This is a genomic window from Pseudotabrizicola sp. (assembly GCF_030684215.1).
In the GTDB taxonomy this organism is placed as follows: Bacteria; Pseudomonadota; Alphaproteobacteria; order Rhodobacterales; family Rhodobacteraceae; genus Pseudotabrizicola.
The window spans coordinates 256,560-278,146 of record NZ_JAUXOV010000073.1; the positions used below are offsets into that span (position 1 = coordinate 256,560).

The 21,587-nt window shown below is 60.4% G+C and carries 15 protein-coding genes and 1 tRNA gene; 10 read left to right on the forward strand and 6 right to left on the reverse strand.

Going from position 1 to position 21,587, the window contains the following annotated elements:
- The first annotated feature begins 149 nt into the window (after positions 1–149).
- The 6 genes from Q8K08_RS18055 (at position 150) to Q8K08_RS18080 (ending at position 7,970) form a co-directional block, all read left to right on the forward strand.
- Complete coding sequence (locus Q8K08_RS18055; RefSeq protein ID WP_304796913.1) at positions 150–1,331, forward strand: ABC transporter substrate-binding protein; 1,182 nt, start codon at positions 150–152, stop codon at positions 1,329–1,331.
- Between the two features lie 120 nt (positions 1,332–1,451).
- Positions 1,452–2,243, forward strand: coding sequence for an ABC transporter ATP-binding protein (locus Q8K08_RS18060; protein WP_305251057.1), 792 nt, complete (start codon positions 1,452–1,454; stop codon positions 2,241–2,243).
- A complete protein-coding gene (locus Q8K08_RS18065; protein ID WP_304796919.1) occupies positions 2,236–2,946 on the forward strand; it encodes an ABC transporter ATP-binding protein in 711 nt (236 codons plus the stop codon). The genes Q8K08_RS18060 and Q8K08_RS18065 overlap by 8 nt, the downstream gene beginning before the upstream one ends.
- A gap of 3 nt (positions 2,947–2,949) precedes the next feature.
- Positions 2,950–3,960 carry a branched-chain amino acid ABC transporter permease gene (locus Q8K08_RS18070; protein ID WP_305251060.1) on the forward strand — a complete coding sequence of 337 codons (1,011 nt, stop codon included), beginning with the start codon at positions 2,950–2,952 and terminating at the stop codon, positions 3,958–3,960.
- Positions 3,957–5,291 (forward strand): branched-chain amino acid ABC transporter permease, encoded by a 1,335-nt coding sequence (locus Q8K08_RS18075; RefSeq protein WP_305251062.1) that lies wholly within the window; start codon positions 3,957–3,959, stop codon positions 5,289–5,291. Before Q8K08_RS18070 ends, Q8K08_RS18075 begins: the two co-directional genes overlap by 4 nt.
- 258 nt (positions 5,292–5,549) lie before the next feature.
- Entirely contained in the window at positions 5,550–7,970 is a 2,421-nt protein-coding gene (locus Q8K08_RS18080; protein WP_305251064.1) for an FAD-dependent oxidoreductase, read from the forward strand.
- Positions 7,971–8,029: 59 nt separating this feature from the next.
- Here Q8K08_RS18080 and Q8K08_RS18085 read toward each other — a convergent pair whose 3' ends face one another.
- On the reverse strand, positions 8,030–9,064 hold the full coding sequence (locus Q8K08_RS18085; protein ID WP_305251066.1) for a DUF2332 domain-containing protein: 1,035 nt from the start codon (positions 9,062–9,064) through the stop codon (positions 8,030–8,032).
- Positions 9,065–9,216: 152 nt separating this feature from the next.
- On the opposite strand from Q8K08_RS18085, the gene Q8K08_RS18090 reads away from it, so the two are divergent.
- The gene (locus Q8K08_RS18090) at positions 9,217–9,816 is read left to right on the forward strand and encodes a nucleotidyltransferase family protein (RefSeq protein ID WP_305251068.1); all 600 of its coding nucleotides are present in this window, start codon (positions 9,217–9,219) and stop codon (positions 9,814–9,816) included.
- On the opposite strand, the gene Q8K08_RS18095 is transcribed toward Q8K08_RS18090, so the two are convergent.
- The 4 genes from Q8K08_RS18095 to Q8K08_RS18110 form a co-directional block, all read right to left on the reverse strand.
- Positions 9,802–12,288 (reverse strand): Hint domain-containing protein, encoded by a 2,487-nt coding sequence (locus tag Q8K08_RS18095; RefSeq protein ID WP_305251070.1) that lies wholly within the window; start codon positions 12,286–12,288, stop codon positions 9,802–9,804. The two genes, Q8K08_RS18090 and Q8K08_RS18095, sit on opposite strands and share 15 nt — an antisense overlap.
- 223 nt (positions 12,289–12,511) lie before the next feature.
- Positions 12,512–16,999, reverse strand: coding sequence for a Hint domain-containing protein (locus tag Q8K08_RS18100; RefSeq protein ID WP_305251072.1), 4,488 nt, complete (start codon positions 16,997–16,999; stop codon positions 12,512–12,514).
- A 760-nt stretch (positions 17,000–17,759) separates the two neighbouring features.
- Positions 17,760–17,844, reverse strand: a tRNA-Leu gene (locus tag Q8K08_RS18105).
- Positions 17,845–17,899: 55 nt separating this feature from the next.
- Positions 17,900–18,742 carry a neutral zinc metallopeptidase gene (locus Q8K08_RS18110; RefSeq protein WP_304799738.1) on the reverse strand — a complete coding sequence of 281 codons (843 nt, stop codon included), beginning with the start codon at positions 18,740–18,742 and terminating at the stop codon, positions 17,900–17,902.
- 147 nt (positions 18,743–18,889) lie between these two features.
- On the opposite strand from Q8K08_RS18110, the gene Q8K08_RS18115 reads away from it, so the two are divergent.
- On the forward strand, positions 18,890–19,468 hold the full coding sequence (locus Q8K08_RS18115) for a YqaA family protein (protein WP_304799736.1): 579 nt from the start codon (positions 18,890–18,892) through the stop codon (positions 19,466–19,468).
- Positions 19,468–19,941 carry a disulfide bond formation protein B gene (locus Q8K08_RS18120; protein WP_305251075.1) on the forward strand — a complete coding sequence of 158 codons (474 nt, stop codon included), beginning with the start codon at positions 19,468–19,470 and terminating at the stop codon, positions 19,939–19,941. The genes Q8K08_RS18115 and Q8K08_RS18120 overlap by 1 nt, the downstream gene beginning before the upstream one ends.
- 7 nt (positions 19,942–19,948) lie before the next feature.
- Here the strand turns inward: Q8K08_RS18120 and Q8K08_RS18125 are convergent, their stop codons facing one another.
- On the reverse strand, positions 19,949–21,154 hold the full coding sequence (locus Q8K08_RS18125; RefSeq protein WP_305251077.1) for a deoxyguanosinetriphosphate triphosphohydrolase: 1,206 nt from the start codon (positions 21,152–21,154) through the stop codon (positions 19,949–19,951).
- A gap of 81 nt (positions 21,155–21,235) precedes the next feature.
- Between Q8K08_RS18125 and Q8K08_RS18130 the strand changes: the two genes are divergently transcribed.
- Positions 21,236–21,562 carry an iron-sulfur cluster assembly accessory protein gene (locus tag Q8K08_RS18130; RefSeq protein ID WP_304799740.1) on the forward strand — a complete coding sequence of 109 codons (327 nt, stop codon included), beginning with the start codon at positions 21,236–21,238 and terminating at the stop codon, positions 21,560–21,562.
- The last annotated feature ends 25 nt before the right edge of the window (positions 21,563–21,587 follow it).

The window sequence follows — 21,587 nt, forward strand, 5'->3', positions numbered from 1 at the left end:
GAAAGTCCGCACAAGGTTTATCCCAGAGATTGTGGTGCAAGTTGACCCAGCGTCACCTTGAGAAAATCCCTGCTACAAGGCGCTTTTCTTTTGTGAAACGGCCCTCTAGTTTCATGCGCAGGATAAAAGTCCGACATGGGAGACATAAAATGAAGAAACTGCTTCTTGCCACCGCAGCCACAGCGCTGATTGCCGGAGCCGCGCAGGCCGAAGATGTGAAAATGGGGATCATTCTGGGCTTCACCGGCCCGCTGGAATCGATCACGCCGAACATGGCGACCGGGGCCGAACTGGCGATCACCGAGGTGAACGCGTCCGGCAAATTCGCGCTTGGCACCGTGGTTCCGGTCCGCGCAGACTCGACCTGCATCGACGCCGCTGCTGCAACTGCTGCCGCTGACCGTCTGGTCACCGCCGAAGGCATCAAGGCCATCATGGGCGCAGATTGTTCGGGCGTGACCGGGGCGATCTTGCAAAACGTCGCACGCACCAATGGCGTGGCGATGATCTCGCCTTCCGCCACCTCGCCTGCACTGTCCACCGCCGAAGATGACGGGCTGTTCTTCCGCACCGCCCCGTCTGATGCACGTCAGGGCGTCGTCATGACCGACATTCTGATGGACAAGGGCATCAAGACCGTCGCCCTGACCTACACCAACAATGACTACGGCAAGGGTCTGGCCGACAGCTTCGCCGAAGCCTTCACCGCAGCCGGCGGCACAGTCACCATCAACGCCCCGCATGAAGACGACAAGGCCGACTATTCGGCCGAAGTCGCATCGCTCGCCTCGGCTGGTGGTGAAGTGCTGGTCGTGGCGGGCTACACCGACAAGGGTGGCAAGTCGATCATCCAAGCCTCGCTTGATTCGGGCGCGTTCTCGACCTTCGTTTTGCCCGATGGCATGGTTGGTCAAAAGCTGGTGGATGATATCGGCGAAGGTCTGAACGGGTCGTTCGGCCAGTATCCCGGCACCGATAGCCAAGGCGCTGAAGTCTTCCAGAGCCTTGCAACTGCTGCTGGCTTTGACGGCACCTCGGCCTTTGCGCCGGAATCCTACGATGCGGCTGCCCTGATCATGTTGGCCATGGCCGCTGCCGGGTCGACCGATTCCAAGGATTGGGCCGGCAAGGTGATGGAACTGGCCAACGCGCCGGGCGAGCCGATCCTGCCGGGTGAACTGGGCAAAGCGCTGGAGCTGATCGCAGCTGGCACCGAAATCGACTATGTGGGTGCCACCGCCGTAGAGCTGATCGGACCGGGCGAAAGCGCCGGCAACTACCGCGAGATCGAGATCAAGGACGGCAAGATCGAAACGATCAAGTTCCGCTGATCGCGGCCTGATAAACCTTTGACAACGGCCCGGAGATATTCCGGGCCGTTGCCACATAAGACAAAGCCTCCGCGCCCGGAAAATCTGGATGATGCGACGGAAGGTTCAGGGGAAAACAAGATGATCGAGGTTGAGAACCTTCACCGGCATTTTGGCGGATTTCGCGCTGTTGACGGCGCGTCGCTATCGATTGCGACAGGCTCTGTCACCGGGCTGATCGGACCGAATGGCGCAGGCAAGACCACGCTGTTCAACGTGATCGCCGGGCGCCTGAAGCCCACCAGCGGCACCGTTCGGATGGCGGGCGAGGATATCACCGGCCTGCCGCCGCATGAGCTGTTCCACAAAGGCCTTTTGCGCACCTTTCAGATTGCGCACGAGTTCGGGTCGATGAGCTGCGTTGAAAACCTGATGATGGTGCCGGGCGCGCAGATGGGGGAAACCCTGTGGAACGCATGGTTCCGCCGGGGTGCGGTGCAGGCCGAGGAAGCGCGCCTGCGCGAAAAGGCCCATGATGTGCTGAAATTCCTGACCATCGACCATCTGGCCGATCAAAAGGCCAGCCAGATTTCAGGCGGGCAGAAAAAGCTGCTGGAACTGGGGCGCACGATGATGGTCGATGCCAAGATCGTCTTTCTGGACGAGGTGGGCGCTGGTGTAAACCGCACCCTGCTGAACACCATCGGCGATGCCATCCTGCGGCTGAACGCCGAACGCGGCTATACGTTCTGCGTGATTGAGCATGACATGGATTTCATCGGTCGGTTGTGCAACCCGGTGATCTGCATGGCCGAGGGCCACGTTCTGGCGCAGGGCACGGTCGAGGAGGTCAAGAACGATGAACGCGTCATCGAGGCCTATCTGGGGACCGGATTGAAGAACAAGATCAAGCAGGAGGCCGCCCATGGCTGAGCCGTTTTTGATTGGCGAGGCGATGACCGGCGGCTATGGCGGCGCGGATATTCTGCACAGCTGCACCATAGCGGTTGATCCGGGCCAGATCGCCGTGATTGTCGGGCCGAATGGCGCTGGCAAATCCACCGCGATGAAGGCGGTGTTTGGCATGCTGAAGCTTCGCGGCGGGTCGGTGCGGCTGAAGGGTGAGGATATCACCCAGCTTTCGCCGCAGGCGCGGGTGGCCAAGGGCATGGCCTTTGTGCCACAGACCAGCAACATCTTTACCTCGATGACGGTAGAGGAAAACCTTGAGATGGGCGCATTCCTGCGCCGCGATGACATCAAGGGCACGATGGAGCAGGTGTATCATCTGTTCCCGATCCTTAAGGACAAGCGGCATCAGGCGGCGGGCGAGTTGTCGGGCGGGCAGCGCCAGCAGGTCGCCGTGGGCCGCGCTCTGATGACCCAGCCAAGCGTGTTGATGCTGGACGAGCCTACTGCCGGGGTCAGCCCCATCGTGATGGACGAATTGTTCGACCGCATCATCGAGGTGGCGCGCACCGGCATCTCCATCCTTATGGTGGAACAAAACGCCAGACAAGCACTTGATATCGCAGACAAAGGCTATGTTCTGGTGCAAGGCGCCAACCGCTTTACCGACACCGGGCAGGCCCTGCTTGCCGACCCGGATGTGCGCAAATCTTTCCTCGGGGGCTGAGCCATGGATATTCTCAACGCCCTTGTGGCTTTTCTGAACTTCGTCTTCATCCCCGGGCTGGCTTACGGCGCGCAGTTGGCGCTGGGGGCGCTGGGGGCGACGCTGATTTACTCGATCCTGCGGTTTTCCAACTTTGCCCATGGTGACACCATGGCGATCGGCACGGTGTTTGTGATCCTGCTGACATGGGGTCTGCAATCGCTGGGCGTCAGTTTTGGCCCGCTGCCAACCGCCCTTCTGGCGCTGCCCTTTGGCATTTTGCTGACCGCCATTCTGCTGCTGGGCACAGACCGAGTGGTCTACCGATACTATCGCCGGGTCAAAGCCGCGCCGGTGATTTTGGTGATGGCCTCGCTGGGGGTGATGTTCATCCTTAACGGGGTCACCCGATTTATCATTGGCACCAGTGATATCAGCTTTACCGATGGCACAAGGTTCATTGTGTCGGCGGGCGATTTCCGTGCGTGGTCAGGGCTGGCCGAGGGGCTTGCGATCCGCACCACGCAAGGCGTGACACTGGTGGTGGCGATCATCGCGGTGGCGCTGCTGTTCTGGTTCTTGCAAAAGACCCGCACCGGCAAATCAATGCGGGCGTTTTCCGACAATGAAGATCTGGCGCTGTTATCGGGCATCAACCCCGACCGGGTCGTTGCCGTGACATGGATCGTGGCGGCGGCGCTCGCCACCACCGCAGGCACGCTTTACGGGCTGGACAAAGGCTTCAGCCCATTCACCTATTTCCAACTGCTGCTGCCGATTTTCGCCGCCGCCATCGTCGGCGGCCTTGGCAGCCCGATTGGCGCGATTGCGGGCGGCTTTGTGATCGCCTTTTCCGAGGTGATGGTCACATACGCCTGGAAAAAAGTGGTGACCTATCTGGTGCCTGACAGCATGGCGCCCAGCGGATTGGTGCAGTTGATGTCGACTGATTACAAATTCGCTGTCAGCTTTGTGATCCTGATCATCGTGCTGCTGGTGATGCCCACCGGCCTGTTCAAAGGAAAATCGATATGAGCGGCGCACAGATGACCTCTCAGGCCCTGCCCCAAGGCCCCGCGCGCGGGCTGCTGCTGGCGGCGTTCGTTGCGGCGCTGTTCATCGCAACCGGCATGTTCCAAAGCTGGACCCTCGCGTTGCTGATCGTGAACATGGCGCTGATTTCGTCGATCATGGCCTTGGGTGTGAACATTCAATGGGGCTATGCCGGGCTGTTCTCAGTCGGCACCATGGGCTTTGTGGCGCTGGGCGGATTGTCGGTGGTGCTGGTGTCATCCTCGCCAGCGCCGGGGGGGTGGGCCGCGGGTGGTCCCGGCATCCTGTTGGGGCTGATGATGGGGGCGGCCACCATTGCCGCCGCTGTGATGGCTGCCGCCAAGGTGCCAAAGGGCCGCAAGCGCACAATAAGCGTGGCAGTGATCCTGATTGTCGGATTTTTCATCTTCCGCGCCATCTTTGACCCCGCCGTGCAGGCGGTCGAGGCGAACAATCCGTCGGCCCACGGCAACCTTGGTGGTCTGGGCCTGCCGGTCCTGCTGGCTTGGCCGGTGGGGGGGCTGTTGGCCGCCGCCGCCGCATGGGCCATCGGCAAAACCGCACTTGGCCTGCGATCGGATTATCTGGCCATCGCCACGCTGGGCATTGCCGAAATCATCCTTGCGGTGATGAAAAACGAAGACTGGCTGGGACGCGGCGTGAAAAACGTGATCTCCCTGCCCCGACCTGTACCCTATGAGGTAGACCTGCAACGCACCCAAGCCTTTGTTGACTGGGCCACGAGCTGGGGCTTTGACCCGATCACCGCCTCGTCCATCGTGGTGCGGCTGATGTATACCGGGCTGTTCGCCGTGGTGCTTCTGGCGCTGATCTGGCTGTCACAGGCCGCCCTTCACAGCCCTTGGGGCCGGATGATGCGCGCGATCCGCGACAATGAAGTATCGGCCGAGGCGATGGGCAAAGACGTGACCCGCCGCCATTTGCAGGTGTTCATCCTTGGCAGCGCCGTCATCGGCATTGCGGGCGCGATGATGACCACCCTAGACAGCCAGCTGACGCCCGGTTCCTATTCGCCTTTGCGCTTCACCTTCCTGATCTGGGTGATGGTGATCGTGGGCGGCTCGGGCAACAACTGGGGATCTGTCCTTGGCGGCTTTCTGATCTGGTGGCTTTGGGTCATGGTGGAACCCATTGGCAACTGGGTGATGACGCTTATTACAAGCGGCATGGCGGATGGCTGGCTCAAGGGTCACCTGATCAACTCTGCCGCCCATATGCGCCTGCTGACCATGGGCGTAGTGCTGCTGCTGGTGCTGCGCTTTGCGCCAAAAGGGCTGTTGCCGGAGCGCTAAGGGCGCCAACCCTTGCCAACCGCCTGACCGTCAGACGCCTCCGGCGGGAGTATTTCGAAAGCAGCAAACCAAGCTCATGTTTGCTGCTTTCGAAATACTCCCGCCGGAGGCGTTCAACGTCAAAGGGCGCACAACATTGCCTAGCTGCAGCCAAGCCCCGCCCAACGACAACCTATCCGCGACATTTGCTGTCGCGCTTTGACATGACCCCCGTCGCCGGCGCGGCCACTCTGCGGTCAAAGGCAACGGAGTCCTGCAATGAAATCCCATACCCGCGTGGTTGTCATCGGCGGCGGTGTCGTCGGTTGTTCGGTTCTGTATCACCTGACAAAGCTGGGCTGGTCTGATGTGACCCTGATTGAGCGGTCTGAACTGACCTCGGGCAGCACGTGGCATGCGGCGGGTGGGTTCCACACCCTGAACGGCGACACCAACATGGCCGCGCTGCAAGGCTACACCATCCGACTTTATAAAGAACTGGAACAGATCACCGGCATGTCCTGCGGCCTCCACCACGTCGGCGGCATCACTCTGGCCGACAACGAGGCGCGCTTCGAGCAACTGAAAGCCGAACGCGCCAAGCACCGCTATATGGGGCTGGATACCGAGATCCTTGGGCCAGAGGAGATCCACAAGCTGACCGATGGGATGGTAAACCTGCAAGGCATCCTCGGCGCGCTTTACGACCCGCTCGATGGCCACCTCGACCCCTCGGGTACAACCCACGCCTATGCAAAGGCGGCGCGAATGGGTGGGGCCGAGATCATCCTGCACAACCGCGTGTTGGAGACCAACCCAACCAAAGACGGCTGGGAGGTGGTCACCGAAAAAGGCACCATCACCTGCGAGCATCTGGTCAACGCCGGCGGCCTCTGGGCGCGCGAAATCGGAGCGATGGCGGGCGTCTACCTGCCACTGTTGCCGATGGCACACCAATATCTTGTGACCGATGATATCCCCGAGATCATGGATATCCTGAAATCGGGCCGCGAATTTCCGCATGTCATGGACCCCGGCGGCGAATCCTACCTGCGGCAAGAGGGTCGCGGCCTTTGCATCGGCTTCTATGAGAAACCCTGCGAGCCATGGGCGGTCGACGGCACGCCCTGGACCTTCGGCCACGAACTGCTCAACGAGCAATTCGACAAGATCGAGGATTCGGTCAATTTCGCCTACCGCCGCTTTCCGGTCCTCGAACGTTCCGGCGTCAAACGGGTGATCCACGGCCCCTTCACCTTTGCCCCCGACGGCAACCCGCTGGTCGGTCCGGTGCAGGGCTTGCGCAACTACTGGTCCGCCTGTGCCGTAATGGCCGGGTTCAGCCAGGGCGGCGGCATGGGCCTTGCCCTTGCGCAATGGATGATCGAGGGCGAGGTCGAGCGCGACCCGCGCGGCTTTGACGTCTCACGCTTTGGCACATGGACCAGCCCCGGCTACACCGTGCCCAAGGTGATCGAAAACTACCAAATGCGCTTCAACGTCTCTTACCCGAATGAGGAACGCCCCGCTGCCCGTCCGTTCCGCACCACGCCGATGTATGAGGTGTTCGACGGGCTGAACGCCGTCTGGGGCCAGCAATACGGGTTAGAGGTGGTCAACTACCACGCCCTGCCCGATGAGCCGCGCTACGAAGAACCGTCCTTCAAACGCTCCAACGCATGGGAGGCAACCCGGCAAGAGGTCATGGCCGTCCGCGGCAGCGTTGGCATCAACGAAGTGCAAAACTTTGGCAAATACCTGATCAAGGGCGAAGGCGCGCGCGCTTGGCTTGACCGCATCATGGCAGGCCGCATCCCCAAACCAGGCCGCCTGTCGCTGACCCCGATGCTGGCGCATTCGGGCAAGATCATAGGCGATTTCACCGTCACTTGCCTGTCCGAGCATGAATTCCAGCTCACGGCCAGCTACGGCGCGCAAGGCTGGCACCAGCGTTGGTTTGAGCAAAACGCCGCCCCCGGTGTAACTGTGGAAAACATCTCCGACACCCGCTCCGGCTTTCAGGTCGCCGGCCCCCTTGCGCGCGAACTGTTGTCGCGCGTCACCCGCGCCGATGTGTCGGCGGAGACGTTCAAATTCATGGATGCCAAACGCCTGACCATCGGCATGGCGAACTGCCTTGTGCAGCGCGTCAGCTACACCGCCGATCTGGGCTATGAGATATTCACCGATCAGATGTCGGTCCGCCATCTGTGGGATATCCTCAACCAGCACGGTGCCGACCTTGGCCTGCGCCCCTTCGGTATGCGCGCGATGATGTCCTTGCGTCTCGACAAATGGTTCGGTTCATGGGGTCGCGAGTTCAGCCCCGACTACACCCCGGCAGAGACCGGCCTTGACCGCTTCATCGCGTGGAACAAGCCCGCCGACTGGATCGGCCGGGCCGCCGCCACTGCCGAAAAGGCAACCGGCCCGAAACGCCGCCTTACGCAGTTCATCGTCGATGCCAAAGACGCAGATGTGGTGGCATGGGAACCGATCTGGCTGAACGGTTCGGTGCAGGGCTACTGCACCTCGGGCGGCTACAGCCATACCACCGGACAATCGGTCGCCATGGGTTTCCTGCCATCGGGCGCCATCAAGGAAGGGCTGGAGGTTGAAATTGAAATTCTGGGCCACCGCCGCCCCGCCCGCGTTCACCTTGCCCCTCTATGGGACGATGCAGGCCGGATGCGCGCCTGATCCATTTTCTGTTCTCAAATATCCTCAGGGGTCTGGGGGGCGAGCCCCCCCAGTCCACATCAGCCCCCCGCGCCACGCCACTCCAGCCATTGCCCGTGAAACCCGGCACGCCCCAGCGTGATCCGCAGATCGCCCGGCCACAGCCGCAGCGTCACTGCTGCGCCATTGTCTGCGCCATCTGCCTCCATTCCCAGCCAGACCAGCGGGGCGTCAGGGGTGGCCCTTTCCCCTGCCAGCGCCATCGCCACCGCAATCCGGTCTTGGGCGATCGCGGGAAAGTACTGGTGCGCAATGGTGTGATAGACCAGATGCACCGCCCCCGGTCGCGGCTGGCTCAGCCGTGCCTCCAGCCAGTCTGCTGCGTCGCCCGCATCCACCACCGCGCTCTGCCCCACCCCGAGGGCTGCCTGCAACCGTGCCAGCCGGTCCGCCTGATCGGCCCAGACAAAGGCCATCAGCCGTGCGCCATCGCGCGTGGGGTCTAGCGGGTGCAGATCCACCCCGCGCCGCGCCGCCACTGTGATCCGCGTCACAGGTGGCACCACCCCCCCGCGCCAGTCAGGGCACAGACGCACAAGGCTGGCTGACGCCCCAATAACGCCCTCCGGCACCTGCAATGCATAGCGGTCGAACCATAGGTTCAGCCCCGCGCTCGCCCCCAGTTCCGACAGCACCAGCGGCAGGCCATAGCGCCGCGTCACCTCTGCCGCCGCCGCCAGCAGAACGGCAGATCGTCCGACCTCGTTGGTCTGTGGCGCGGTCTTGACCCAATCGCACAGGAACGCATCTTCGGCCAGCAAGGCTCTGACCAGCGGCGCCGCAAGGTCCCTGCCCGCGTCCGGCGGATAGAGGGCGGCCAGATCCGGCACCCGCCCCGCCAGCACCAGCGCATGCAGCCCGCCTGCAATCCGCAGCGGCACCGAGGCCGCACGCGGCCCCAGATCACCCGGCCATGCCGCCACCTGTTGCGCAAGCATGGTGCCGCGCGGCCAGACCTGTCCCAGCACCCGCAAGAGACGCGCAGTAAAGGGCGACCCAAGGGCATCACAGGCGCCGGCCTGTTCCTCCAGCGCAAAGCCAAAGCTGTCTGTCATTGCAGCCTCCATCTTTTTCACATGCTTGCGCAGAGCGGACCAAAGGTCAACAAAGTTGACCCTTTATTTTCTTGTCCCATGTCCGACCCGGAGTCATGAAGACGCAAGGACCAAGCTGACTTGCGCCCGCCCCCGATGAAAGCCGCCAAACCGTGCCAAAGCCCCCCCTGCATATCCTGATCCTTGCGGCGGGCGCGTCCAGCCGGATGGGGGGTGGTGACAAGCTGCTGGAGCCGGTCGACGGTCAGGCCTTGCTGCGGCAAGTGGCGCAACGGGCGCTGGCCAGCGGATTTCCGGTCAATGTCGCCCTCGCCCCCGATCGGCCGGGGCGAGGTGCGGCGCTGGCAGGCCTGGCACTGACCCGTGTGACGGTTTCCGATCCCGGCGAAGGCATGGCCGCCAGCCTGCGCGCCGGACTATGCAGCCTGCCCGAAGATGCTTCGGTGATGCTGATGTTGGCCGATCTGCCCGAGATCACGACCGAAGACCTGACCCAGATGGCACAGGCCCATGCCGCCACCCCCGAGATGATTCTGCGGGCCACCGATGCGGCAGGCCAGCCCGGTCATCCGGTGGTGTTCCCGGCTTGGGTGCGGGGTGATCTGATGGCGCTTGGCGGCGATGATGGCGCGCGGGCGGTGCTGCGCGCCCATTCGAACCGCCTGCGGCTTATTGCGTTGCCGGATCAGCACGCCACGACCGACCTCGATACCCCAGAGGCCTGGGCGCAGTGGCGCTTAGGCCGAGAGTAGCACCCGCGCCTCATGCGCTCTGAGCGTCGCCCGTGCTGCCGGATAGGCTTCCACCGACAGCGCCAGTTCCGGGAACAGGGTCAAGACCTCTGCACGCTGCTCGCGGCCCATCGACTTTAGCGTCGATGATCCCGGCTGGAAACTTTCCGTCCACGCGCCTTCAGCCTGCACAATCTCGTGCTGGCTGCACATCACATGCACATAGCTGACCCCGCGCGGCGTGATTTGCTCGATCCCCGGCTGACCCACAAGATGCAGGGCAGCCACCAGCACCTCGCGCTCGCCAAACAAAAGCTCCGACCGCGCGCCTTCGACCAACATTCGGTGCTGCGGTGAAACCAGCATATCGCGCTGCGGCAACCCGTTGCCAAGCGCGCCGCGGGCAATCCGCACCGGGCGCAACGCCGGGTTCACGAACAGATCGGCCAACCCCAGATCGCGCCGTCCGACCCAGCACAATTCCTGAAATCCGCTGTCGCGGGTCAAGACATGATCCCCCGGCTCCAGGGTTTCCACCGGGCGCAACCCTTGTAACGTGGTAATCAGCGTGCCGAGGGTAAAGCAAGGGATCAACCGCTCGATCCCGTTGAAAGACAAAGTCCCCGCGACAGAGCCGTCTTCGTTCAGGAACTCGACATAGCCATTCTGACGGTTGCCTTCTTCGAAATAGATGTTGGTCGCTTCCTTGCCCCAGGCTTGCAGATCGAGGGTGTCGTAATTGTCGCCATCATCGCCCCCGAAAATCGTGTCGCCGGGACCGCCGAAGAACAGGTCGCGGCCCGCGCCGCCATAAAGGACATCTGCCCCATCACCACCGTAAAGCGTGTCATTGCCATCGCCACCATACAGCGTGTCGTTGCCGTCGCCGCCATACAGTTCGTCATCGTCGCCTTCACCAGACAGAACGTCGTCGCCCGCGTCGCCGTAAAGCGTGTCATTGCCGCCGCCAGCCCAGATGGTGTCATTGCCATCACCACCGTAAAGCAGGGCATTGCCCTGCAATTGGGCGCCTGCGACATCATCAATGACATCATCTCCGGCCCCGCCATAAACGGTGTCATTGCCCGCGCCGAAGTAGATCGTGTCATTGCCGTCGCCGCCATAGCTGACGTCATCACCATCGCCAGCCTCGAGATAATCGGCCCCGTCGCCGCCATACAGGGTGTCGGTGCCAATACCGCCATACAGGAAGTCGTCGCCAGCGCCGCCGGACAACACATCGTTTCCCTCGTCACCATGGATCGTGTCGGTGCCCGCCCCGCCGGTGATGGTGTCATTGCCCGCGCCGCCATAAGCAAGATTGTCATCGGCGGTGCTGATATAGGCGGTGTCTAGGCGCGTGGCGTACAGATTTGTGTTCGCCTCAATGACCGTGCCCAACGTGATCGAAGTGATCGGCCCCGATGCCAGCAAGGCCGAGTCGATATTGGACTCAAATTCGGGGGCCAAATAGACCCGGCCATCGGTCATCTGGATGACAACGGCGGAGAATGTCCCTGAGGTGCCATCAGCAAAGGTGACTGTGGCGTTATAAACCTGCACCGAATCGAGGAAGACCTGCTGACCATCGATCAGGAAATGTTCACTGGTCGGTCCAGCGTCATTGTCCGCAAGCGTGTTATCCCCGTTCAGGTCAACCGCCGTGGCCCTGACAATATGGTCCGACAACGGATCATCGACTGACCCGTGAGTTATGGAGAGGTTGGCGGCAAGTTCCGAAATACCACCATCCGACTCGTTCACATCGACGTCGGGATAGGTGCCAAGGAGGATCAGGTTATAGGTAAGCGATTGAGTTCCGGTCGCGTAAGATGCGCCGGAATCAGAACCTAGGATGATGGTGTCGTTGCCATCGCCGCCATAAACAGTGTCGTTTCCAACCCCCGAATTGATCGTATCATTGCCGGCACCGCCGTAGATCAGGTTGCTGTCGTTACTGCCGGTGATCGAATCGTTAAAGCTTGTGCCAACCACGTTTTCAATCGAGGACAGGCTGTCGGTGCCCGAACTGGTCCCGGTTGCGGTACCAGTGTTCAGGTTGACAGTCACCGCCGCCGTTTCATCGGCATAGGTTACCGTATCCGTCCCAGCGCCGCCGTTGATCGTATCATTGCCTGCGCCGCCATCCAGCGTGTCATTGCCAGCCCCGCCCAAAAGCGTATCGGCCCCCGCCCCGCCATAAAGCAGGTCGTTGCCGTCGCCGCCATCAAGCGAGTCATTTTCGGTGCCACCATAGAGCGTATCATTGCCCGCGCCGCCAAACAGACGATCAGCGCCTGCCTCGCCAAACAGCAGATCGTCCCCGGCCTGTCCGTTCAGCGTGTCGTTGCCAGTGCCGCCATAGACCGTATCGTTGCCGTTTCCGGCATTGACGACATCATTGCCGCCAAAGGCGTTGATAAGGTCATTGTTGTTGGAATCGGTATCGCCGTTCAGGGTGTTGTTGTTGTTATTGCCATTGATCGTTGCCATGAGCGGGTATCCAAGAACATTTATCTCAATTTTGATTAACGTTCGATCCGGGCGCGACTGGGGCAAATGTTGGCCAAAAGGTGTCAAACTGCTTTTTTGTTTCCAATAGCGCAGCAATTCATTCGCAGCTTGACCCGCAAAAAACAAAGGGGCCCCGAAAGGAGCCCCCTTGCCGTCGGATCGGGATGCTATCGCTGACCCGATCCGCGCTGCATAACCCTTATCAGCGCACCAACAGGCTTGCTTCGTGTTTCTTCAACGTCTTGCGGGCGGCTTGATACGCCTCGACCCCGGCAGGTGCCTTGAGTTCCGGGAACAGCTCCAACAATTCGCTGCGCTGTGCATTGCCCAGACCTTTGAGCGTATAGTCACCCGGCTGGAAGCTTTCAGTCCAGGCGCCATTGGACAGAACCACCTCATGCTGGTCGAACATGAAGTGGAAATACGTGGTGCCCACCGATTCCACCTGTTGAATGCCCTTGCCGCCGATCAGATGCTTGGCAGCGACCAGAACCTCATGCTCGTCGAAATACAGCGCGGTGCGGTCGTTGGCCACCAGAAGCCGGTGGTTTGGGGACAGCATCATGTCGCGCTCGGGCAGACCATTGCCAAGGCTTCCGGCCTTGACCATCACCGGGCGCAGATGCGGGTTCCCGGCAAAGTCGCGCCAGCCCATTTCCTTGGCACCCATCCAGCGAATTTCCTGAATGCCGTTGTCACGAGTGATGACCTTGTCGCCCAGACGCAACTGTTCGACTGCAACCTCACCCTTTGGCGTCGCGATCATCGTGCCGGGGGTAAAGCAAACAATGCTTTCGATGTTGGTAAACTCGGACCGGCCGATCACGTTGCCGTCTTCGTCGAAGTATTCGACATAGCCGTCAAAGCCGTTGCCATCGCTGTCAACATTGGTGCGCACCACGTTGCGCGGACCAGTGCCCGCCAGATCCAAGGTATCAAAGTCATCGCCCTCAGAGCCACCAAACACCGAGTCGCCCACGCCCACGCCGGTAAAGGTATCACGACCCGCACCGCCAAAGGCCTGATCGGCAAAGGCATCGGGCGCGCCGGTGGTTGGATCGCCAAGCTGGATCAGATCGTTTCCATCACCACCAAACAAGGTGTCAGAACCATCGCCGCCGATCAGCGTGTCATCGCCCACATCACCGACAAGCAGGTCGTCGCCGGTACCACCATCCAGCAGGTCATTGTCGAACCCGCCTTCCAGCGTGTCATTCCCGGCCCCGCCCAGCAACGTATCGTCGCCATCGCTGCCTTGCAGAACATCATCGCCATCGCCGCCATCCAGCAGGTCATCGCCCAGACCGCCTTCAAGCAGATCGTCGCCGATACCACCAAAGATGGTGTCATTGTCGCCACCGCCATAAAGCGAGTCATTGCCATGATCGCCATAGAGTGTGTCTTCGCCGACACCCCCAAAGATCAGGTCATTGTCAACGCCGCCATAGATCAGGTCATTGCCTTCATCGCCGAAGATGGTGTCGTCATCGTCCATCCCATAAATGGTGTCGTTGCCGAAACCGCCCGTGATGAAGTCAGCATTGTTGGCAGGACGCAGGTCGCCCTCGTCGTTCGGGATGTTGATGGCATCAGGGAAGGACAGATCCAGCCCCCCGAAGATCAGGTCATCACCACGACCACCGTCAATGCTGTCGCGGCCTTCGCCGCCAATGATCGTGTCATTGCCCGCCCCGCCATAGAGCGAGTCGTTGTCAACGCCACCGTCGATGTAGTCGTCGCCGTCGCGGCCAAAGACCATATCAGCATCGTCGCCCGAAAAGATCGTATCATTGCCGTTGCCACCATAAATGGTGTCGCGGTTGTTTTCAGGATCAGTATCGGCCGGGTAAAGGCCCGGATAGTCAACGTCGGGCAGAGGGGACGGCGTGCGCGTGTCGATGAAGTCATCGCCATCGCCGCCATAAATCACATCGCGGCCACCGTCACCGATGATGGTGTCATCGCCATCTTCGCCATACAAAACATCGTCGCCCGGACCACCAAAGATCAGGTCGTTACCAATGCCGCCGAACACGGTGTCATTGCCAAGCCCGGCCAGAATGGTGTCATTGCCGTCGCCAGCAACGATCCTGTCATCATTCGGGCCATCGCCCGGAATGATAGCATCTCCGCCATCAACCACATCGCCATCGAGCGGGTCCACATAGGTGCCGTCGATCAGGTCATCGCCGGGCGTGCCGCCCACGATGCCATCGCGCCCGTCACCCACACCAACCTGCACCACGACAATCGCCGGATCGGTGCCACCATTGCCGTCGGTCACGGTATAGTTGATCACCGCAGCACCGTTGAAACCGGGGTTAGGCGTAAAGGTGATGGTGCCATCCGGGTTTACAACAACCGTGCCGTCAGCGGTGGTTGGCGTGCCAAGAATGGTCAGCACATCGCCATCCGGGTCACTGTCATTGGCCAGCACGTCGATCACCACCGGCGTATCCAGCGGGGTCGTGGCATAGTCATCCTCGGCCACCGGCAGATCGTTCAGATTGGTGATGGTCACCGCAACGGTCGAGGTCGAGGTGTTCCCGTCCGGATCGGTGACCGTATAGGTGATGGTGTCGTCCGGGCCGTTGTAATCGCGGTCGGGCGAATAAGTGATGGTGCCATCAGGATTGATGGTCACATCGCCGTTGATCGCGGTGGCCGAGGTTACGGTCAGCGTCTGTCCAGTGGGGTCGGTGTCATTGGCCAGAACGTCGATCGTCACATCGGTAAACTGCGGCGTGGTCACAGCATCGGGGTTGGCGACAGGTGCGCCATCGACCGGCAGGATCACGTTTTCAATGTTGATGAATGTCATGGTGCCTGTGCTGACGCCGTCAGCACCAAAGAACTCAACTGTGCCGTTTTCCGGGTTGGTCGGGTCATAGGTCACGGTCAGCGGGCCAAGGCCCCGCAGATCGAGCGTGTCAAAGTCATCGCCCTCTTCGCCGCCATCGACAAAGGAACCGGGGCCGACGTTGACAAAGGTATCACGGTCAGCGCCGCCATACATGGTATCGGACTCGCCGCCACCGTCGATGGTGTCATTGCCGGCACCGCCGTAGATTTCATCGTTGTCGATGCCACCAAACAGCAGGTCATCGCCCGCGCCGCCGAACAACGTGTCGTTGTCGTCGCCGCCATAGATGGTGTCATTGCCCAAGCCGCCGTACAGTTCATCACGGTTGTTATCCGGGTCCGGGTCCACACCATCGGGCAGATGGGTCGGGTCGGACGCATCATCCGGCGTTCCACCATAGATCAGGTCATCGCCCGCGTCGCCGAGAATGGTGTCGTTGCCTTCACCACCAATCAGCGTGTCATCGCCATCGCCGCCCGAAACGCTGTCATCATCATCGCCAGCATAGACCAGATCGCTGCCAGCCCCGGCAAAAATCACGTCATTGTCGTCACCGGTAAAGATCGTGTCGGCGCCGTCGCCACCATAAACGGTGTCGCGATCATCCATCGGGTCGGCATCTGCGGTATACAAACCCGGAAAGCTGCGATCAGGCGAAGAGACATCAGACCGGGTATCAATGAAATCATTGCCCGAACCGCCGAAAACAAGGTCATTGCCATCGCCGCCGATCAGGAGGTCGTTACCCTCACCGCCGTCCAGCGTGTCGTCGCCGTTGCCACCGTCCAGCACATCATTGCCAGGCCCACCAACAAGACTGTCATTGCCGTCACCTCCAAACAGGGTGTCCTGATCCGGTCCACCGGTCAGCACGTCATCCCCAGCGCCGCCAAACAAAAGATCATTGCCCGCGTCGCCGCTCATTGTGTCGTTGCCGGGGCCGCCATACAGCACATCATTGCCGTCGCCGCCAAACACGCTGTCATTGCCTTCGCCCGCAAAAACGGTGTCATTGCCGCCATAGGCGAACACGATGTCATCCTGCGGACCCTGGCCCGCAATGATCGCATCGTTGTTGTCGATCAAGTCACCATCCGGGTCGCCGGTATACGAGGCGTCGATCAGATCGCCAGCGATGGTGCCCTCGACAATGCCGTCACTTGCCGATGGCTCTGGGTCGACAGGCGTATTGTCCACCGTGTTGGAGATCGAGAAATACTCGACCGAACCCTCAAAATGTTCGTCAATATTCATCAAGGTGCCCGCAGGCGAGGTGTCCTGGCTGGCACCGATCACCCAGTTCTGGTTGATCTCGCCCATATCCATGGTCAGCGTGCCCGGCACCACATCGTCAAAGCTGTCGCCTGTGGTCAGGTTGTTGATCTGAACAAAGCCACCCGGACCGGACGCATCCCACGAATAGGTAACGCGGATCTCGTCGCCGGGGTTCATGAAGCCGGGTTCGGTTTCAAACACCGTTGTTCCGCTGGCACTTTCGTGGCTGATACGGATCGCACCATTGGGCAGGATTTCAATGCGGAAACCGCCTTCCGTCTCGCCTTCACTGTCACGTGACAGAACGGTCTGCGGTTCGGTCAGCGTCGAGTCTGCGTCTTGGCTGAACTGAATTTCCAATGTGCCGCTGGAAAGCTGAAAGGCCGTATCCTCTTCGATCTTGATGATGTCATCCACACCATCCAGAACGCCGCGACCGTCAACAGAGGATGCGCCATTGAAATAGCCTCCGTTCTGTGTCCCATCATCGGAAGCGCTGTCCACTACGGTTGTCGAAATATCACTCAGGTTGTACAGCGCAAAAACCGGCATTGTCTTCATCCTCAAAGCAGCTGGGCGTTCACACACCCGAGCGGTACACCAAACATCGACCGTTAACCTGGCCGACACATCGGCGCTTTTGCAAAGGACAAACGCCCCGCGCATCACGCCACGAGACCTGTTCGCCTGAGACATCAAAAAGCGGGGCCGTCGAAGGCAAGTGCCTGACGGTGCATTCAAAAGTGAACATTCAGCCTGATGCTACCATCAGACCAAATCCCGTTTTTGTTAAGGTGTGCGGCAGCACACTGTCACAAGACGACCGCCCCCACGGCCATTCGTCTTACCCAGAGAGACAAGCAGATGGTTACCTTTGATTAAGGCTGACGGAAAGTAAAAAAAGGCGGGCGGATGGCCAACAGACGGTTGGAGTGCCAAGCCTCAATCCCCAAAAGCACGCTCTGGTTGATATCCGCGGCCTAATTAATCACGCTCTGGCTGTCTGCTTGTTTCCGATAATGAAACCGGAACGTCAGATCGAATTAAAAAATTTCCGGGAAAATGGCGGCTTGTGACGATCTGACCCGCCCCACGCCTGCGATTTACGCGCGCTACAGAAACAATGTCGTGAACGACCCCGGCACAGTTAACCAACGTCTCAATTCTGCCTTTTTTTGGCCGGATTTTGTTTGATCGAGGTGCTTTGTCGGCACCAATAATAAGATTTAACCATAATTGGTGCGTGTACACATCCAAAACCTTGATTCGCATCCGCGAATCAAAGCGACGTTATCACTGACATCAGAGAGGATGGTGCCCGAGGTCGGACTCGAACCGACAAGCCTTGCGGCGGCGGATTTTGAATCCGCTGCGTCTACCAATTCCACCACTCGGGCAACGTGTTGGATGCTTTAACCGCACCGTCATGCGGCGTCAACAGGCTCTGTGCGCTTACAGTGCATCGGTGGAGAACGTGTCGCAATCGGCGATCTGCCCAGACTGAAACCCGGTCACAAACCAGCGCGAGCGTTGGTCTGCGGTGCCATGGGTGAAGGTGTGCGGCATCGGACGCTTGCCGGCAGCCTTTTGCAATGTGTCATCGCCGATCTGGCGGGCCGCGTTCACGGCCTCTTGGATATCGGCGCGGCTGATCGTGCCGAAGTTTTGCGCGGCGGTGCGCGCCCAGACCCCCGACAAGCAATCGGCTTGCAATTCGATCCGCACAGAGATGGCGTTGCTTTCGGCTTGGCTGACCTGTTGGCGCAACTGGTTGGCCTGCCCCAATATCCCCAATTCGTTCTGCACATGATGCGCAATTTCATGCGCCACCACATAAGCGGCCGCAAATTCGCCCTTGGCCCCAAGACGGCGGTCCAGCACGGTGAAGAATTCAGTATCCAGATAGGCCTTTTTGTCGGCCGGGCAGTAGAATGGCCCAGTGGCACCGGATGCGCCGCCACAAGGGCTTTGCGTCACGCCCTTGAACAGAACCAGCGTGGCTGGGCGGTAGGTCCGGCCCAGTTGCGCGCGAAACAGCTCGGCCCAGACTTCTTCGGTATCAGCCAGCGTAACCGATACAAATTCGCCCGCCTCGCGGTCGGCTTGCGTCAGTTCAACAGGGGCGCCCGATTGCGTGCCTTGGTCTTGTAACAATGGCGTCACATCGATGCCGAGGAAATAGCCGATCAGCAAGACCGCGATCACCCCAACCCCGCCAACGCCGCCAACCTTTGCACCCGTGCTTGCGCGACGATCTTCGATATTGCGGCTGCCCCGCCGTCCACGCCATTCCATCGCACACCCCATGACTCGTTGCCAATGACTGGCTGCCAATGACCCGTTAACAGACAACACTCTAGCGTGATGTCTGGTTCCCGCAAAGCGTGCTTGACCTTAAGCAGCCATCATGATGCAAGCGGCGCAGTCGCGATGGGAAAACACATGATCCGCGCTTTGTATGACTGGACGATCCGGCTGGCCGAACATCCAAGGGCGCTTTGGGCCTTGGCCTTTGTCGCCTTTATCGAAAGCTCGATCTTTCCGATCCCGCCCGACATTCTGATGATCCCAATGATCATTGCCGCCCCCCGCCGGGCCTTTTTGATTGCAGGCGTCGCCACGGTGGCGTCGGTTCTGGGGGGGATGTTCGGCTATTGGATCGGAGCGGTGCTGTATGAAAGCGTCGGCCTGCCGGTGCTGGAATTCTACGGCAAGACCCAGAACTTTGAGGCCTTCAGCGACACCTATAACGAATGGGGTGCCTGGGCGGTGCTGATCGCCGGGGTCACGCCGTTTCCCTACAAGGTTGTCACGATCCTGTCGGGCAGCACCGGGCTGGATCTGATGGTGTTCACCTTTGCATCCGTTCTGGCACGCGGCCTGCGGTTTTTCGTAGTGGCCGCGCTGTTGTGGAAATTTGGCGCACCCATTCGTGATTTCATCGAACGACGGCTTGGGTTGATGTTCACGCTGTTCGTGCTGCTGCTTGTGGGCGGCTTTATTGTGCTGAAGGTGCTGTGATGCGAACCACACTGTCATCTCGCGTGTTGGTTGCTGTTGCCGGAGCCGGGTCCGCCGCGACTCTGGCCGGAGCATTTGCATTTCAATACATTGGCGGCATGGCGCCTTGCGCGCTGTGTCTGTGGCAACGCTGGCCACATGCGGCGGCTGTCCTGATCATGGTGCTGGCGCTCTTGGTGCCAAACCGCTGGCTTATGGCTTTGGGCGCAGTGGCTGCACTTACCACGTCAGGGATCGCCGGCTTTCACATGGGCGTCGAATATGGCTGGTGGCAGGGGCTGCAATCGTGCAGCGGCGGATCTATTGCCGGCATCAGCATGAATGACCTGCTGAACCCCAATGCCGCCGTGGCCGCCCCCGTGCGCTGCGACGAAGTGCCGTGGTCGCTGTTTGGCCTGTCGATGGCCGGGTGGAACATGGTGCTGTCACTGGGCTTGACCGGGGTCTGGATCATGGCCGCGCGCCGGGCCTGACCACTGCTCAGGCCGGGAAATTCGGCCCGGTATGGGTGTCGATCAGCGCACCGCCACACAGCCGCCCGTGTTCAAGAATTGCAAAACGGTCTGTCATTCCGGCGACATAATCGGCAATCGTGCGCGCAAGTTCGGTCTGGTCCTGACAGGCCACCACCGCATGTTCCCATTCCTCTGGCAGCAAGCGCGGGTCGGCCATGAAGGCCGCGAACAGGTCTTGCACCACCTGCGTCACCTTGGCCCGCACCTCCATCACCGTGGGCGCGCGGTACATGCGGTGGAACAGGAAGCTGCGGATCGCTTTCAATTCTTGATAGAGCGGCTTGGAAAAGCGGATGATCGTGGTGCCCATCATGCGGATATCATCAACCGATTGCGGCTGCGCAGCCTCCAGCCGGCCTTGGGCGACCGCGATCACATCCTCGACCATGCGGCCAAACACCCGGCGCAGCGCCTCATGACGGCGGCGCATCGGGTCAAGGTCAGGATAGAGCGCATCCACCTCGGCAAAGGCGGGGCCAGTCACGGGCAATTCCATCAGGTCAGCTTCGGAAAACAGCCGCGAGCGCAAACCGTCATGCAGATCGTGGTGGGAATAGGCGACATCATCGGCAATAGCCGCCACCTGCGCCTCGGCCGATGCGTGGGTGTGTAGGTGAAGATCCCATTGGGCATTCACCTCGGCCAAGGCATAAGGCAGCGGGCCCGCGTGCTTTTCATCAGCATTTTCACCGATAACCGGGCCATTGTGCTTGGCGATGCCTTCCAGTGATTCCCATGTCAGGTTCAACCCGTCGAAATCGGCATAATGCCGTTCCAGCTTTGTCACGATGCGCAGCGCCTGCGCGTTGTGGTCAAACCCGCCGTAGGGGGCCATCAGCGCCGACAGCGCATCTTCGCCGGTGTGGCCAAACGGCGTGTGGCCAAGGTCATGGGCAAGCGCAATACATTCCGCCAGATCGGTGTTCAGGCCCAAAACCCCTGAAATGGTGCGCGCGACTTGCGCCACCTCAATCGAGTGGGTCAGGCGGGTGCGATAATAATCGCCCTCATGCTCCACAAAGACCTGAGTCTTGTGTTTCAGCCGCCGAAAGGCCGAGGAATGGATGATCCGGTCGCGGTCGCGTTGATAGGGCGAGCGGAAGGACGACATGCGTTCTTCGTGCAGGCGACCAAGGGAAGCATCGGGTTGGCAGGCAAAAGGCGCAAGCATGGAACTGCCCGTTCTTGTTGAAGTCTTGTTGAACCCTTATATTGCACCATGAACCCCAAGGATATGTGAAAAATCATGGACCTGACCCTGCCCCCCCGCGTCACCGACCGCGCCTTTGCCCGCCTTGCCGAAATCGCTCAGATGACAGGCGAGCATAAATCGCTGCGCGTCGCGGTTGAGGGCGGCGGCTGTTCGGGGTTTCAGTATGAGATCAAGCTGGATGATCCGGCCTCGGATGATCTGGTACTGGAAAAGGATGGGCAGCGTGTGCTGGTTGATCAGGTCTCGCTGCCGTTTCTGCAAAACGCGGTGATCGACTTTACCGAAGAGCTGATAGGTGCGCGTTTTGTGATCGAAAACCCGAACGCCAGCAGCAGCTGCGGATGTGGCACGTCGTTCTCGATGTAAAGCCGATCTGGCGCTGCATATGAAT

Excerpts from the sequence above, each read along its gene's own strand:
- Q8K08_RS18070 (WP_305251060.1), top strand. The coding sequence starts at position 2,950 with ATGGATATTCTCAACGCCCTTGTGGCTTTTCTGAACTTCGTCTTCATC.
- Q8K08_RS18110 (WP_304799738.1), bottom strand. The coding sequence starts at position 18,742 with ATGGAATGGCGTGGACGGCGGGGCAGCCGCAATATCGAAGATCGTCGC.
- Q8K08_RS18095 (WP_305251070.1), bottom strand. The coding sequence starts at position 12,288 with ATGGCAACGATCAATGGCAATAACAACAACAACACCCTGAACGGCGAT.
- Q8K08_RS18055 (WP_304796913.1), top strand. The coding sequence starts at position 150 with ATGAAGAAACTGCTTCTTGCCACCGCAGCCACAGCGCTGATTGCCGGA.
- Q8K08_RS18120 (WP_305251075.1), top strand. The coding sequence starts at position 19,468 with ATGCGAACCACACTGTCATCTCGCGTGTTGGTTGCTGTTGCCGGAGCC.
- Q8K08_RS18125 (WP_305251077.1), bottom strand. The coding sequence starts at position 21,154 with ATGCTTGCGCCTTTTGCCTGCCAACCCGATGCTTCCCTTGGTCGCCTG.
- Q8K08_RS18075 (WP_305251062.1), top strand. The coding sequence starts at position 3,957 with ATGAGCGGCGCACAGATGACCTCTCAGGCCCTGCCCCAAGGCCCCGCG.
- Q8K08_RS18115 (WP_304799736.1), top strand. The coding sequence starts at position 18,890 with ATGATCCGCGCTTTGTATGACTGGACGATCCGGCTGGCCGAACATCCA.
- Q8K08_RS18100 (WP_305251072.1), bottom strand. The coding sequence starts at position 16,999 with ATGCCGGTTTTTGCGCTGTACAACCTGAGTGATATTTCGACAACCGTA.
- Q8K08_RS18065 (WP_304796919.1), top strand. The coding sequence starts at position 2,236 with ATGGCTGAGCCGTTTTTGATTGGCGAGGCGATGACCGGCGGCTATGGC.
- Q8K08_RS18060 (WP_305251057.1), top strand. The coding sequence starts at position 1,452 with ATGATCGAGGTTGAGAACCTTCACCGGCATTTTGGCGGATTTCGCGCT.
- Q8K08_RS18085 (WP_305251066.1), bottom strand. The coding sequence starts at position 9,064 with ATGACAGACAGCTTTGGCTTTGCGCTGGAGGAACAGGCCGGCGCCTGT.
- Q8K08_RS18080 (WP_305251064.1), top strand. The coding sequence starts at position 5,550 with ATGAAATCCCATACCCGCGTGGTTGTCATCGGCGGCGGTGTCGTCGGT.